Genomic DNA, 15912 nt, shown 5'->3' on the forward strand with positions numbered 1-15912 from the left:
ATTGACCGTTCTGCTTGAGACGGAATACCTGAACTCCGCTGCGCTACATTTGAGTAGCAGTTATTACTTTGTAATAACCTTATTTTTTATCTTTCGGTCTCTTTGCGCCGTACTTGGAGCGAGCCTGTCTTCTGTTGGCAACGCCTGCAGTATCAAGAGTACCTCTGATGATGTGGTATCTGGTACCCGGAAGGTCCTTAACACGACCACCACGGATCAGAACAACGGAGTGCTCCTGAAGGTTATGTCCCTCACCCGGGATATAGCTTGTTACTTCAATACCGTTGGAAAGACGTACTCTGGCAATCTTTCTAAGAGCGGAGTTCGGCTTCTTAGGAGTTGCAGTCTTAACAGCTGTGCATACACCTCTCTTCTGCGGAGCAGATGTATCTGTGGCTTTCTTATGAAGGGAATTGTATCCTTTCTGGAGTGCCGGAGCTGTAGATTTCTTTACAGCAGTCTCTCTACCTTTTCTTACTAACTGGTTAAATGTTGGCATTCTTTTCACCTCCTGTGATATTGACTGTTGGTTGCTGCTTTCAGCCTTTATGCGCGCAAAAAAACGGGACGTACCCGATGCACGCCCCATTATTATATACAGAGATTTTCCGCATGTCAAGGTGAAACCTTAAATTTTCTTTGAAAATACGGCATTTTCCGACCATGACACGCCTGGATGAGTTGTCTCATTTTTAACCTTTGTGATTTTTGCTGTTTTTGTCTGTTTTCCAAGCGGATTTTCCATCATTTTTATCTCTCGGGATCATCCGTTTCCTGCCCCATTCCACAGCCGCACATCCCGGGCATGCGCCTGTGTTGTCAGGTACCGCATCCATGGTCCAGTACCATGCTGCCGTTCACAGTATTTTCTTACTATTATTTTTCTCCCAGGCAGAACATGTCCACCGTCACATCTGCAAGGAGATTTCCTTTCTCATCTGTCACCTCACTCCGCACGATCGTGATCGTACGGCCACGGCGGACCAGGATCCCCTTCGCATGGACAGTCCCCTCCGATACGTTCCGGATAAAATTCACATGTGCGCTCTGAGTCACATACTTCTTTCCATCTGCTCTCGCCGTCAGTCCCGTGACCACATCTGCGAGTGCGTAGAGCATTCCGCCATGTACCATTCCCATCAGGTTTGTGACGCCATGTGTGATCTTCATGCTGATCTCGCTGCACTCCGGTGAGATCTTTTCGATTTTCATATTCGTATATTCCATAAAGGGATTATTTTTTACATATTCGTCCGGATCGATCCCGTACTGTATCTTTTCACTCATTTCTGCCTCCTGAAATTCTGTCATAACGTGCTGCGCAGTTTTCTGCTGTCATGAAACACGCATGTTCATCTGCTGTCTCCGACTGCATTTTATCATATGTAGTTCTTCCATGCAAGAACCGGAGAGGAGATCCGGCTGTAGATCTCCTCTCCGGGCATTCTCAATCATCGACTGCCAGAAGACCTGCAGTCCGAAGGCTTGCCAGTAGGGCATTCAGCTGAGCTACCACATCTTCCGTGCTCGTCGCGTCTGCGACCGGAGCTGCCGCTGTCACAGTTCCTGCCGGGCCTGTTGGACCAGTTGCTCCCGTTGGGCCTGTCGCCCCTGTTGGGCCTGCCGGGCCGGTTGCTCCAGTCGGTCCTGTCGGGCCTACCGCTCCGGTTGCCCCTGTTGGACCGGTCGCTCCCGCCGGACCCTGCGCTCCTGTCGCTCCTACCGGACCTGCCGGGCCTACTGCTCCAGTTGCTCCTGTTGCTCCCACCGGACCCTGCGCTCCCGCCTCTCCAGCCGGGCCTGCTGCTCCGGTTGCCCCTGTCGGTCCCGTCGGACCTACTGCTCCGGTCGCTCCTGTTGCTCCCACCGGGCCCTGTGCTCCCGTCTCTCCGGCCAGGCCTGTCGGACCCGTCGCTCCCACCGGACCCTGCGCTCCTGTCGCTCCAGCCGGACCTGCCGGACCTGCTGCTCCGGTTGCTCCGGTTGCTCCTGTTGGACCCTGCGCTCCTGCCTCTCCAGCTGGGCCTGCCGGGCCTACTGCTCCGGTTGCTCCGGTTGGACCAGTCGCTCCTACCGGACCTTGCGCTCCTGTCGCTCCCACCGGGCCCTGCGCCCCTGTCGGACCAATCGGGCCCTGCACACCGTCATATCCGGGGAATCCCTGCGGGCCGGTCGGTCCCTGTGGCCCTATCGGACCCATCGGGCCTGCTGGTCCCATCGGCCCCGGGCATCCCTGCGGACCTCTCGGCCCCGGGCATCCCTGCGGACCTCTCGGCCCCATCGGACCTCTGCAGCAGCAGTTTCCACCCGGCCGTCCGCAGTTTCCGCCGCATCCCGCGCCCTGGCATCCATTTTCACAGCGATTTCGCTCCCCTATACAGCCGGCATCACGATAAGGATCATAATCCATATTTCTCATATCTGAATCTCCTTCTCCTTATTTTTCACGAATATTCCGTAACCGGATATCCGTTTACTATACTTTATGCTGCCCGTCCATATTCGTTCCTGCTCTCTTTATTGCTCCATCCGCGGCCTTGATCCTGCCGCAGCATTTTTATTTTCTCATTCCGATCCGTGCAAAATATTCCCGGTTTTTTCTGCACGCTTCCGTCCCCGGATGGCATCGTTCCGCCAGCTCGTTATACCAGCACGCTTTTTTTCTCTCTCCCATCCGGTCAAGGCATACGCAAAGCTGGAGATACGGAATATACCCGCGGTATTCCGGCATGATAAATCCTTCCTCCCCGGCCAATCTTCCCGTTTTCAGTGCCTGGCGGTACCAGAATTCCGCATCCGCATACCGCTTTCCGGAAAAGAACCACCATCCAAGATCACAGCAGAGTTCCGGTCCCGGAATTCCTTCCCGCAGACCCATGAGCAGAAAAGAAAGTGCCTCATCCCGCTTTCCCAGCTGATACATGCAAAATGCCCCGTGCCTGCACGCGTCTATCCGGTCGATGTGCCAGCCGTCAGACCTTTCCAGATAAGTCAAAAACACACCGGCCGCCTCTTTATATCGTTTATGGTAATACAGTTCCTTTCCATAATAATAGTGTTCACGCGCAGTCAGGCCCGCGATTTTTCCCTTCTCCCGTATCATCTTTTCAAAGATCCTGAGATTGCGGTCTGGATCTCCCGTCCCGATCTTCCGATGTTCGATCAGAATATCTTCCCGCACTGTCTTTCCAAACGGTTCGATCACCTCATGGATCCGCCCTTTCCATACCGCTCTTTCGCATCTTCTCAGAAGACGTTCCCGATAAAAGAAAAATGACGGACTTCCGCTTCCGTCATATCCAACCGCATATTTCATCATCACCACGTCCGGTTTCTCCTGATCCAGACGCATTTTTAGTTTCATCAGTTTCTTTTGCTCTTCTTCCGTGATCACATCATCCGCATCCAGCCAGAAAAGATAGTCTCCCGTTCCTTTCTGAAACGCAAAATTCCTCGCCGCCGCAAAATCATCGATCCAGGGAAAATCATAGATCTGATCCGTAAACAATGACGCAATTTCCTTTGTTTTGTCGTTTGAACCGGTATCGACAATGATGATCTCATCCGCAAAATCTTTCACACAGGAAAGGCATCTTCCAAGGACCTGTTCTTCATTGCGGACGATCATGCATAAACTGACAGAAGCCATACATTCCCTCTGTTGTCCCTTTTTATCAATATATGAGATCCTGTAAAATCTGTCCGAATATTTCATATTTTATACCGACAGCTCTCTTAAAGTTCTCTCATGTTGTGTGAATCCATTGTGTGAATCCATCTGCCCCCGGCGCACCGTATATAAACAGGCGCTGCCTGGATCCATAAGGATTCAAAGGCAGCGCCCGTTTTCTCCGGCATTATTTCCGGCATTCACTCTTCATTTGTATTTATTGCAGGTTTGTCCCGTCTGCTGTCTATCCGCAGAGCCCAGACTGATGTACCGTTTTTACTCCTGCTCCTCACCTGTCAGATCCAGAAGATTCAGCTCCTCAAATCCGTCTGTGGACGGGAGTTCAAAGAGAACTTCCTTACCCGGATTCTTGCAGTCCATGTTCATGTCGATCTTGTAGTTCATCACATCGACCTCAGATGTCTCCATATCTGTAATGTTCATTGTAACATCCATGAAGATCTTCATGTTCTCGTAGTAGCCATCTTTGTTGATCGTCATCTCGCCGTTTGCCTCGTTGACCTTCATGTCCATGCCAACACCGAGAGTCGCATATGTCTCTGCTGTCGCACCGGTGATCGCCTGGATCACTTCATTGATCTTATCTTCGTTGATGCTGTAGGCAAGTTTCTTTGTATCGCCGTTCTGATACATTCTTAGACCTTTGATCGCATCCGTACCCAGGTTCATATCGAGCTGGGTCGCCTGCTTTGCAGCATCTTCCAAAGACATCGGCTGCTTATATTTAATTCCCATCATGTCCACATACATGTTGCCGCCCGTATAGAACATCTCGATCGGCACCTCTGTTCCCAGTGTATTGGATGTTCCGTCGCAGAGGAATTCGATGTTTCCGTCTTCCGTCTCCCTCATCTTGATGTTCATGTCCATAGTCATATCCAGAGTTTCATCAAGATAAGATGTTGTAATCCGGTAGTTCACATCGATATTTTCGCTCTTGAGCGTTTCATTTAACTGCTGCGCTTCCTCGTAAACTTCCATGGCCTCCGGAGCATTCTCTTCCACATCAGTCGGGACCGACTTCACCTGGGTTACACCGTTTACGCTCCACGCGCCATTCTTGTCGATCTCATAACCGTCCGCACGACCGTAATCAGTCATCGCATATCCGGTATTTCCGAAATAATAGCACTGTGCCCAGCCGTCATGATCACCATCCAGCCAGTACCAGCCGTTTCTACAGTAGGAACCGTCATCATTCTGGTATTTCCAGCCGTTCATGTCTTCCTGCCACTCACCCGCAAATGCAGGGAACGAGAGTGCCATTGCAAGCGGCATCGCAGCTGTCAGGACCATTTTCCACTTTTTCATAAGAGAGACCTCCTTGTTTTTACCGTCCGGACGCTTTTCCGGCGCAGGACCTTTTTCGCCTGTATCTTCAGGCAGCATCTATTGACAGTATAACAAGTTCCGCTCTCTTCCGCAATTCATTTGTCTGTCGGATTTATTTTTTTCCGTAATTCTTCAGGATTCTGTTATCATTTCTTTCCTATTCCGTATACGACTGCTCCGCCTGGATCACCGCATAATAGTTGCTCCACTTCTCTGTGATCAGCTTCGCGATCCCTTTCTTTACTTCCTCGTTTGTCTTTTCATATTGGAACGGAACGGCTGCGTCGAAGATCAGGTTCGTATGGGTTGGTCCCTGCACCATCCGGAAATCGTGGATCGTGACACCCGGGAAATTTTCCCGGATCATCTCCACGACCTCTTTTTTCGTCTCGTTAATCTTCTCGTCATTGACAACGATCGGGTCCATATGGATCACAGCTTCACAGCCGAGTTTTCTCTTTAATTCTTTCTCGATCCTGTCGATCACATCGTGGATCTCAAAAATATCGCTGTCACCGGATACTTCCCCGTGCAGGGAGATCATGCGTCTTCCCGGGCCGTAGTCATGTACCACAAGATCGTGGATCCCAAGGATCTCCGGATGCGCGAGTACGATGGACTTGATCTCATCGACAAATTCTTTTGACGGTGCCTCTCCGAGGAGTGGATTTAAAGTATCCTTCGCAGCGCCATATCCCGCGTAGAGAACAAAGCATGCAACCAGACATCCGCACCATCCGTCCACGTTGACTCCCGTCGCATACGCGATCCCCATCGAGACCAGGACTGCCGTTGTCGCGATGGAGTCACTCATACTGTCCATCGCTGTCGCCTTCATCGTCTCCGACTGGATCTTCGTTCCCACGGAACGGTTATAGAAGAACATATATGCCTTCACGCAGATAGAGACAATGAGGATTCCGACCGCCAGAGCGCTTGTCTCGACCAGTTCCGGATGAAAGATCTTCCCGACCGATGTCTTTAAGAGCTCAAATCCCATCAGGATGATGATCATGGAAACGCCGAAGCCGGACACATACTCGATCCTACCGTGTCCGAACGGATGGTCCGCATCTGCCTTCATGCCGGAAAATTTGAACCCCACCAGGGAGATAAATGATGATCCTGCATCTGACAGGTTGTTAAACGCATCCGCCGTGATGGCGATCGATCCGCTGATCACTCCCGCCAGGTACTTGCCGGCAAACAGGCAGACGTTGAGTGCGATCCCGACGATGCTGCAGAGCATTCCGTAGGCGCGGCGCACATTGCCGTCTCCGACCTGATCTCTGTTTTTTATAAATAAGCTCGATAATATTGTAATCATATAAAACACTCCAATCAGTCTGCACTTTGCATACAGACTATAAAACATAAGCCTGAAATTCAGGTCGAACCATCATAAGATCCGCAAATGAAAGAAATCCTTCCAGATATCCCCTGGTAAAAGTTGCCTGTCTCTAACCTTCCGTATACTCAAACAGCGAGGAAAAACATGATCTCTCATGTTCTCCTCGCTGTTTGAGTATGCATCAGCCTATGGGAAAGTTCCTGTTTCCAGGAACTTCCCCACAATATAAACTTGTCTGTTCTGAAAACCTGCACGATCGCCTGTTTTCATAAAGCTTTACACATTATAATCGATTATTCATCAACTTCCTGTGTGTCATCCTCGTTGAGAATGATCTTCTCAGCCTCTTCAATCGGAGCTTCTGTCTCCTCCTGCGGCTCAGCAGCAGTCTGAACTTCCGGCTCCGGCTTCTTCTCCTCGATCTCGCCGGTGCTGAGCTTGATGTTGCGGTAACGCTTCATACCGGTACCAGCCGGGATGAGCTTACCGATGATAACATTCTCTTTCAGACCGATCAGGTGATCTACTTTGCCGTTGATCGCAGCCTCAGTAAGAACCTTTGTGGTCTCCTGGAAGGATGCAGCGGATAAGAAGGAATCGGTTGCAAGGGATGCCTTTGTGATACCGAGCATGACCTGTTTGCCTTCTGCCGGCTGTTTGCCTGCAGCGATGAGCTCCTCGTTCATCTCGTTGAAATCAAGAACATCCATGGATACGCCCGGAAGAACGTCGGAATCGCCGCTCTCCTCGATACGGATCTTCTTTAACATCTGACGCACGATCATCTCGATATGCTTATCGTTGATCTCTACACCCTGTAAACGGTAAACACGCTGTACCTCACGGATCATGTAATCCTGTACGGCACGAACGCCCTTAACCTTTAACAGGTCGTGCGGGTTGATGCTACCTTCTGTGAGAACGTCACCGGCCTCGAGAACCTGTCCGTCCGTAACTTTGATTCTGGAACCATACGGGATCAGATAAGTCTTGGAGTTTCCGGTCTCCGGATCAGTAACGATGATCTCACGTTTCTTCTTGGTATCTTTAATTGTGACAACACCACCAAATTCAGCAATGATCGCAAGTCCCTTCGGGCGTCTTGCCTCGAAAAGCTCCTCGACACGCGGAAGACCCTGTGTGATATCGCCGCCGGCAACACCGCCGGAGTGGAATGTACGCATGGTTAACTGTGTACCCGGCTCACCGATGGACTGTGCGGCAATGATACCAACAGCCTCGCCGACCTGTACCGGCTGACCTGTCGCCATGTTCGCACCATAACACTTGGAGCAAACACCGATATGGCACTTACATGTCAGGACTGTACGGATCTTAACGGTATTTCTGCCGAGCTTCTCAAGAACCTTGATAACGGCTGCGGCACGTTTCGGTGTACACATATGGTTTGCCTTGACAACAACTTCTCCGGTATCCGGATCTGTGATCGTCTCAGCGATATATCTGCCTGTTAATCTCTCCTGGAGAGTCTCGATCGTCTCTTTACCGTCTGTAAAGCCTTCGATCTCCATGTACGGGATCGTTCCTTTTCCTTCGCAGCAGTCTGTCTCACGGATGATGAGATCCTGGGATACATCGACAAGACGTCTTGTCAGGTAACCAGAGTCGGCTGTACGAAGAGCGGTATCGGACATACCTTTTCTCGCACCATGTGCGGAGATGAAGTACTCAAGTACGTCAAGACCTTCACGGAAGTTGGACTTAATCGGGAGTTCGATCGTGTGACCGGTTGTATCCGCCATAAGTCCTCGCATACCAGCAAGCTGCTTGATCTGCTTATCAGAACCACGGGCTCCGGAGTCCGCCATCATGAAGATGTTGTTGTATTTATCAAGACCTGTCAGAAGGTCATGTGTTAACTGGTCATCGGTTGCTTTCCATACATCGATAACTTCTTTGTAACGTTCTTCCTCTGTGATAAGACCACGGCGGAAGTTCTTCGCGATACGGTCAACCGTTGCCTCAGCGTCCGCAAGGAGCTGTTTCTTAGTTGCCGGGACAGTCATATCGGAAATGGATACGGTCATAGCGGCTCTTGTGGAGTACTTGTAACCGATCGCCTTGATATCGTCCAGAGTGATCGCTGTCTGGATCGCTCCGTGTGTATTGATGACTTTCTCGAGGATCTGCTTTAACTGTTTCTTCTTTACGAGGAAATCGATCTCCGGCTTTAACTCGTTGCCCGGGATCGTTCTGTCGACAAATCCAAGGTCCTGCGGGATGATCTCGTTGAAGAGGATACGTCCTACAGTTGTATCAACGATGCCTGTCATCGTTCTTCCGTCCGGAAGTGTCTTTGTCACACGGACTTTGATTCTCGCATGAAGAGTAACGGCTCCGTTCTCATATGCAAGAAGTGCTTCGTTCGGGCTCTTGAAGAACATGCCTTCGCCCTTTGCGCCCGGTCTCTCCTGTGTCAGATAGTAGATACCGAGGACCATATCCTGGGAAGGAACTGCTACCGGACCACCATCGGACGGTTTTAACAGGTTGTTCGGGGAGAGAAGAAGGAAGCGGCACTCTGCCTGTGCTTCCATCGTCAGCGGAAGGTGAACCGCCATCTGGTCTCCATCGAAGTCCGCGTTGAATGCGGTACAAACGAGCGGGTGAAGCTTGATTGCCTTACCTTCTACAAGGATCGGCTCGAACGCCTGAATACCAAGACGGTGAAGAGTAGGGGCACGGTTTAACATAACCGGATGCTCTTTGATTACATCCTCGAGAACATCCCAGACCTCTGTCTGAAGACGCTCGACCATCTTTTTCGCGTTCTTGATGTTGTGTGCAGTTCCGTTTGCAACGAGTTCCTTCATAACGAACGGTTTGAAGAGCTCGATCGCCATCTCTTTCGGAAGACCGCACTGGTAGATCTTAAGTTCCGGTCCAACGACGATAACGGAACGTCCGGAATAGTCAACTCGTTTACCGAGAAGGTTCTGACGGAAACGTCCCTGCTTACCTTTTAACATGTCAGAAAGGGACTTTAACGCACGGTTGCCCGGTCCTGTAACCGGTCTTCCGCGTCTGCCGTTATCGATCAGGGCATCAACAGCCTCCTGGAGCATTCTCTTCTCGTTGCGGACGATGATGTCCGGAGCGCCGAGTTCGAGAAGTCTTGCGAGACGGTTGTTACGGTTGATGATTCTTCTGTATAAGTCGTTTAAGTCGGATGTCGCGAAACGTCCGCCGTCGAGCTGTACCATCGGGCGGATATCCGGCGGGATGACCGGGATCACGTTCATGATCATCCACTCCGGTCTGTTTCCGGAGCTGCGGAATGCATCAACAACCTCAAGGCGCTTGATGATTCTCGCTCTCTTCTGGCCAGAAGCCTCCTGAAGAGCTTTTCTCAGCTCTTCGGAGTCTTTATCCAGATCGATATTCTTTAAAAGTTCCTGGACTGCCTCAGCACCCATTCCTACGCGGAATGTGCCGTAGCCGTACTTTTCAACAGCATCGCGGTACTCTTTCTCGGAAAGGACCTGCTTTAACTGAAGTCCGGTATTTCCTGCATCCAGAACGATATAGGAAGCAAAGTACAGAACTTTCTCGAGGACTCTCGGGGAGATGTCCAGGATCAGACCCATACGGCTTGGGATACCTTTAAAATACCAGATATGGGATACCGGAGCGGCAAGCGCGATATGTCCGATACGCTCACGGCGCACGCTGGACTTCGTTACCTCAACGCCGCAGCGGTCACAGATAACACCTTTGTATCTGATTTTCTTGTATTTACCACAATGGCACTCCCAGTCCTTGGTCGGTCCAAAGATTCTTTCGCAGTACAGACCGTCCTTCTCCGGTTTTAAGGTTCTGTAGTTGATGGTCTCCGGTTTTTTAACCTCACCATGGGACCATTCCAGAATCTTTTCCGAAGAGGCAAGTCCGATACGGATCGCGTCGAATGTCATCGGCTGATAAGTTTCATTTGTCTCAGGCATGAACGGTACTCCCTTCTAATTATTTGTCGTCATCCTCGGTATAATCGTCATCGACATAGTCGTCTTTGGCACCGTCGTTTGTATAGTCATCGTCTTCCACATTGACAAGCTCGTCGCCCTTGAATTCCTGTTTCTGGAATCCGTAGTCGGATAAGTCTTCCTTATCGTTGTAGCGGCGGTCTCCCTCGATGATGGAACGAAGATCGTAGTTTGTATCAGAGTAGTCGATGTTCTCAGACATATCGACTTCCTCACCATTGTCACGCAGCACTCTTACATCCAGTCCGAGAGACTGTAACTCTTTTAAGAGTACCTTGAAGGACTCCGGAATACCCGGCTCCGGAATGTTCTCGCCCTTGATGATCGCCTCGTAGGTCTTTACACGTCCAACAACGTCATCGGACTTCACTGTCAGAATCTCCTGAAGTGTGTAAGCCGCGCCGTAAGCCTCAAGAGCCCAAACCTCCATCTCACCGAAACGCTGTCCGCCGAACTGTGCTTTACCACCGAGCGGCTGCTGTGTAACGAGTGCGTATGGGCCTGTGGAACGTGCATGGATCTTATCGTCAACCAGGTGATGCAGTTTCAGGTAGTGCATGTGTCCGATCGTAGTCGGGCCATCGAAGTATTCGCCTGTACGTCCGTCGCGGAGCTGTACCTTACCGGTACGGCTGATCGGAACGCCCTTCCAGAGAGCACGGTGATCAAGGTGCTCACCGAGATATTCCATAACCTCCGGACGAAGGATCTCTTTATACTTCTCCTGGAATGCATCCCATTCCATGTTTACATAATCGTTTGCAAGCTCCAGTGTATCCTGGATATCATTCTCGTCTGCGCCATCGAATACCGGTGTGGAAACATTGAATCCAAGTGCCTTTGCTGCAAGGCTTAAGTGGATCTCAAGGACCTGTCCGATGTTCATTCGGGACGGCACGCCTAACGGGTTTAATACGATATCGAGCGGACGTCCGTTCGGAAGGAACGGCATATCCTCTACCGGAAGTACACGGGAGACAACACCCTTGTTACCATGACGGCCGGCCATCTTATCACCAACAGAAATCTTACGTTTCTGAGCGATGTAGATGCGGACTGTCTCATTTACGCCAGGAGCAAGCTCGTCGCCGTTCTCTCTTGTGAAGAGTTTTGCGTCGATGATGGTTCCGTATGCGCCATGCGGTACTTTTAAGGATGTGTCGCGGACTTCTCTTGCCTTCTCACCGAAGATCGCACGAAGAAGTCTCTCTTCAGCTGTCAGCTCGGTCTCTCCCTTAGGAGTTACCTTTCCGACTAAGATATCACCGGCACGGACCTCAGCGCCGATGCGGATGATTCCGCGCTCATCCAGGTCTTTCAATGCGTCATCGCCGACACCCGGAACATCTCTTGTGATCTCTTCCGGTCCTAACTTGGTATCACGGGATTCGCATTCATATTCTTCAATATGAACAGATGTGTAGACATCGTTCATAACAAGTTTTTCACTTAACAGGACCGCATCCTCGTAGTTGTAACCTTCCCAGGTCATGAATCCGATTAACGGGTTCTTACCAAGTGCGATCTCGCCATCCTTTGTGGACGGTCCGTCTGCGATAACCTCGCCTTTCTCTACATGGTCGCCCTTGTAAACGATCGGCTTCTGGTTGTAGCTGTTGGACTGGTTGCTTCGTGAGAATTTGATCAGGCGGTAAACGTCGCGGTTTCCGTCGGAATCTCTCTTGATGATGATCTCGTTGGAAGCGGAGCGTTCAACAACGCCGGCATTCTTAGCGACTACGCAGACACCGGAGTCAACGGCAGCCTTGCCTTCGATACCGGTACCAACAACCGGAGCTTCTGTGGAAAGCAGCGGTACAGCCTGACGCTGCATGTTGGATCCCATCAGGGCACGGTTCGCGTCATCGTTCTGTAAGAACGGGATCATGGAAGTAGCAACGGAGAATACCATTCTCGGGGATACGTCCATGAGGTCGATCTGTTTCTTCTGGAAGGAGGAAGTCTCCTCACGGAAACGACCGGATACGTTGTTGTGGATGAAGTGGCCTTCCTCATCGAGCGGCTCATTCGCCTGTGCTACGATGTAGTTATCCTCTTCGTCAGCTGTCATGTAGACAACATCGTCGGTAACACGCGGGTTAGCCGGATCGCTCTTGTCTACGACACGGTACGGAGCCTCAACGAAGCCGTACTGGTTTACCTTCGCATAGCTTGCGAGGGAGTTGATAAGACCGATGTTCGGTCCCTCAGGAGTCTCGACCGGACACATACGACCGTAGTGGGTGTAGTGTACATCTCGAACCTCGAATCCTGCACGCTCTCTGGACAGACCACCCGGTCCTAACGCGGAGAGACGTCTCTTATGCGTAAGCTCGGATAACGGGTTGTTCTGGTCCATGAACTGGGACAGCTGGGAGCTTCCGAAGAACTCTTTCACTGCTGCAGTGACCGGTTTGATATTGATCAGGGACTGCGGAGTGATTCCGTCGATGTCCTGTGTTGTCATTCTCTCACGTACAACGCGCTCCATTCTGGAGAGACCGATACGGTACTGGTTCTGAAGGAGCTCTCCGACTGCACGGATACGACGGTTTCCAAGGTGGTCGATATCATCCTTTACGCCGATGCCGTACTCAAGGTGCATGTTGTAGTTGATGGAAGCAAGGATATCTTCCTTTGTGATGCATTTCGGAACAAGCTCGTGGACGTTGCGGCGGAGTTCAGCTTTTAACTCTTCCTCGTCATCCCCTGCTTTTTCCAGAATGTCTTTTAATACCGGGTAATATACTAACTCTGTGATACCTACTTCTTCCGGATCGAAGGACACATATGCGGAAAGGTCAACCATAAGGTTGGAAAGGACTTTCTCCACGCGCTCTTCTGTCTGGATCCATACATACGGGATCGCAGCGTTCTGGATCGCGATCGCCTGATCTTTTGTGATCGCTTTTCCTGCTTCCGCAAGGATCTCGCCTGTTTCTGTATCAACGATATCCTCGGACGGAATCTGTCCGACGATACGGTTCTTCATATGAAGCTTCTTGTTGAATTTATATCTGCCGACCTTTGCGAGATCATATCTTCTCGGGTCGAAGAACATGCCGTTTAACAGGCTCTCAGCACTGTCGACAGACAGCGGCTCGCCCGGACGGATCTTCTTATATAACTCAAGGAGACCATCCTGATAGTTGTCGGACGTATCCTTTGTGAAGCTTGCGAGAAGCTTCGGCTCCTCACCGAAGAGATCGATGATCTCAGCGTTTGTACCATATCCGAGCGCACGGATCAGGACAGTTACCGGGACCTTTCTGGTACGGTCTACACGTACATAGAACACGTCGTTGGAATCTGTCTCATACTCTAACCATGCTCCACGATTCGGGATTACGGTACAGGAATATAATTCTTTACCGATCTTATCGTGATCGATACCATAATAGATACCAGGGGAACGTACCAACTGGCTGACGATAACACGCTCTGCACCGTTAATAACGAAGGAGCCGGTATCTGTCATTAATGGCAGATCGCCCATGAAAATCTCGTGTTCATTGATCTCATCTTTATCTTTGTTGCAGAGTCTCACCTTGACTTTCAAAGGTGCGGCGTAAGTTGCATCACGCTCTTTGCACTCTTCGATCGTGTATTTGATGTCATCTTTGCAAAGCGTGAAGTCTACAAACTCCAGGCTAAGATGTCCAGCAAAGTCAGCGATCGGAGAGATATCGTCAAAGACCTCTTTCAGGCCCTCGTCGAGGAACCACTGATAAGAATCCTTCTGGATCTCGATCAGGTTCGGCATCTCAAGAACTTCTTTCTGTCTTGAGAAGCTCATTCTTACGCTCTTGCCGGACGGCACCGGACGCATTCTGCTTTTCTCCATTTGACGTTTCACCCCTGTTTTCTTTCTCTATAATCAATAACTAATTTTGGGCATACTGGTACCATATGCACATGATACCACAATAGTGCACATTTCATACTACCATGGGGTTGTCAATCTGTCAAGCACTTTTTTACAAAGTTTTCCTACTCTACGCTTGTATAATACCCCGGCGCATACATCTGAATCGAGTAGAAATCATCCCCTGACGGGCTTTCTTTACTTGCAAAAATCTCCGGTCCATAAGCTGTGGTAAATCCGTTGACACTGTCATCTGTCTTACTAACGATCATATCCTCGGTATTGATCAGTTCCTGATATACCTCCTGTCCGCTTAGATCCGTATCCAGATAGCCGAATTCCTGGAATGTGGCTTCCAGCACGTCCACGATCTGGTAGAAGGCCTCCTCATCGCTGCTGTAGGCACCGATCCCATGGAGATCATCTGTTGCCGTGTCGGCGTAGATGGTAATGCTTCCCACATACTCCCCGTCACGGCTCAGATAACAGGCCTGATCTGTGTTGTACCAGCTCATATCGTCCGAAGCATAGTTGTAGCTGTATGTGTCCTCCAGCGACCACTCAGAAAATCCGTACTGCGGCAGGAGCCGGTCCAGGGCGGCCGTCACATCCGCAAGCTGGGCGTCATAGTGACCGTAGTTTGTACAGTTTGTTCCGATGGCCCGCACCTCCTCGTCGGAGAGCTCGCCCTCCCCAAGGACCTCCACGGCGTTGGAATCGGCAGAGGACCAGAGATCGCCGCTGGACGAGTCAAAGATGTTCTCGATCCCGTAGATCGATTCCCGGATCGCATGGGTGATAAGGAACAGCAGGTTTCCGCCGACGGAAAATACCAGCCAGATGATCACGACGATCAGAATGCCGGTAAACGGCTTCTTCCGTCCACGTTCGGAGTTTACGCGGTCCATGATGTTCTTCGCGGACTGGCTGCTGTAAGTTCCACTCTGGCAGGTATCTGCCTGGCTGCGGTACTGTTCAAGCTGGCTCTTCATATGTTCGAACGCATTCCGCTGTCCCGTCATCCGGTTTCCCATATTCTGGAATGGATCCGCTGTCTTCTTCTCCCGACTTGTCTTTTTCTTTCCGCCCTGTATTCTGGTTGATGTCCCATTCCCTTTAAATATGCCCGCGTACGAATCTGTGCTGGATGCGCTGCTTCCAGGGTATTCGCTTCCGCCATCATGGTACAGGCAGTCTGACTCATGTTGTGGATGTCTCTCATTTAAATAGTAATCCACATCCTGTACATATGGATGCCACACGATCCTTTTGCATCCGCTGCAGTATAGACCCGATGTCATTTTCTGGTCGCAGTATGGACAATATCTCTGTTTCATCCGTTGTTCCTCCTGTCGGTATTCCTCATTTCAGGTCATTTTAATTTTGTATTTTAAGCCCAACAGCTAAATTTCTATCCTCATTTTAACATAGGTTTCCGGTGCACACAATCGAGATTTCACATCGTCAGCCCAATACCTGATTCTTGTTACAGTACACGGGCACTCCTTGCCCGCGCACTGTAACAGGATTTTGCCGATGCTCCGCATTCCGAATCGGCAAAATCCACTACCACCACTGTATTGTACGGAATTTTCAGTTCAGAAAATTCCTACCCATGAAAAGTAACTGATTCTTTTCCCAAAACGAAAAAAGACTCAGAGCAGCCACT

9 protein-coding genes are annotated in these 15912 nt (G+C 50.4%); all 9 read right to left on the reverse strand.

Features of this window, described 5'->3' with window-relative positions:
* Positions 1-79: 79 nt before the first annotated feature.
* The 9 genes from rpsL to FN001_RS11035 all read right to left on the reverse strand — a co-directional run bounded on the left by rpsL (position 80) and on the right by FN001_RS11035 (position 15580).
* Positions 80-499 (reverse strand): 30S ribosomal protein S12, encoded by a 420-nt coding sequence (gene rpsL, locus FN001_RS10995; protein ID WP_118297453.1) that lies wholly within the window; start codon positions 497-499, stop codon positions 80-82.
* 377 nt (positions 500-876) lie between these two features.
* Positions 877-1287: a PaaI family thioesterase gene (locus FN001_RS11000; protein ID WP_118297454.1), complete on the reverse strand. Its 411-nt coding sequence runs from the start codon at positions 1285-1287 to the stop codon at positions 877-879.
* Between the two features lie 160 nt (positions 1288-1447).
* A complete protein-coding gene (locus FN001_RS11005; RefSeq protein WP_142411850.1) occupies positions 1448-2419 on the reverse strand; it encodes a hypothetical protein in 972 nt (323 codons plus the stop codon).
* Between the two features lie 138 nt (positions 2420-2557).
* Positions 2558-3649, reverse strand: a complete 1092-nt coding sequence (locus FN001_RS11010; RefSeq protein WP_142411851.1) for a glycosyltransferase family 2 protein — start codon at positions 3647-3649, stop codon at positions 2558-2560.
* 297 nt (positions 3650-3946) lie between these two features.
* Positions 3947-5002 carry a DUF6612 family protein gene (locus FN001_RS11015; RefSeq protein ID WP_142411852.1) on the reverse strand — a complete coding sequence of 352 codons (1056 nt, stop codon included), beginning with the start codon at positions 5000-5002 and terminating at the stop codon, positions 3947-3949.
* A gap of 178 nt (positions 5003-5180) precedes the next feature.
* Positions 5181-6350, reverse strand: a complete 1170-nt coding sequence (locus tag FN001_RS11020; protein WP_142411853.1) for a cation diffusion facilitator family transporter — start codon at positions 6348-6350, stop codon at positions 5181-5183.
* A 317-nt stretch (positions 6351-6667) separates the two neighbouring features.
* The gene (gene rpoC / locus FN001_RS11025) at positions 6668-10339 is read right to left on the reverse strand and encodes a DNA-directed RNA polymerase subunit beta' (protein WP_118530057.1); all 3672 of its coding nucleotides are present in this window, start codon (positions 10337-10339) and stop codon (positions 6668-6670) included.
* A gap of 19 nt (positions 10340-10358) precedes the next feature.
* Positions 10359-14222, reverse strand: coding sequence for a DNA-directed RNA polymerase subunit beta (rpoB, locus tag FN001_RS11030; protein WP_118321711.1), 3864 nt, complete (start codon positions 14220-14222; stop codon positions 10359-10361).
* A gap of 146 nt (positions 14223-14368) precedes the next feature.
* Positions 14369-15580, reverse strand: coding sequence for a hypothetical protein (locus tag FN001_RS11035; protein WP_142411854.1), 1212 nt, complete (start codon positions 15578-15580; stop codon positions 14369-14371).
* Positions 15581-15912 lie beyond the last annotated feature (332 nt).

This window comes from Clostridium sp. Marseille-P7770 (assembly GCF_902143525.1).
Taxonomy (GTDB): domain Bacteria; phylum Bacillota; class Clostridia; order Lachnospirales; family Lachnospiraceae; genus Pilosibacter.

Bases quoted from the DNA above. Each gene is read 5' to 3' on its own strand.
- FN001_RS11000 (WP_118297454.1), bottom strand. From the start codon at position 1,287: ATGAGTGAAAAGATACAGTACGGGATCGATCCGGACGAATATGTAAAA.
- rpoB (WP_118321711.1), bottom strand. From the start codon at position 14,222: ATGGAGAAAAGCAGAATGCGTCCGGTGCCGTCCGGCAAGAGCGTAAGA.
- FN001_RS11010 (WP_142411851.1), bottom strand. From the start codon at position 3,649: ATGGCTTCTGTCAGTTTATGCATGATCGTCCGCAATGAAGAACAGGTC.
- FN001_RS11035 (WP_142411854.1), bottom strand. From the start codon at position 15,580: ATGAAACAGAGATATTGTCCATACTGCGACCAGAAAATGACATCGGGT.
- FN001_RS11015 (WP_142411852.1), bottom strand. From the start codon at position 5,002: ATGAAAAAGTGGAAAATGGTCCTGACAGCTGCGATGCCGCTTGCAATG.
- rpoC (WP_118530057.1), bottom strand. From the start codon at position 10,339: ATGCCTGAGACAAATGAAACTTATCAGCCGATGACATTCGACGCGATC.
- FN001_RS11020 (WP_142411853.1), bottom strand. From the start codon at position 6,350: ATGATTACAATATTATCGAGCTTATTTATAAAAAACAGAGATCAGGTC.
- rpsL (WP_118297453.1), bottom strand. From the start codon at position 499: ATGCCAACATTTAACCAGTTAGTAAGAAAAGGTAGAGAGACTGCTGTA.
- FN001_RS11005 (WP_142411850.1), bottom strand. From the start codon at position 2,419: ATGAGAAATATGGATTATGATCCTTATCGTGATGCCGGCTGTATAGGG.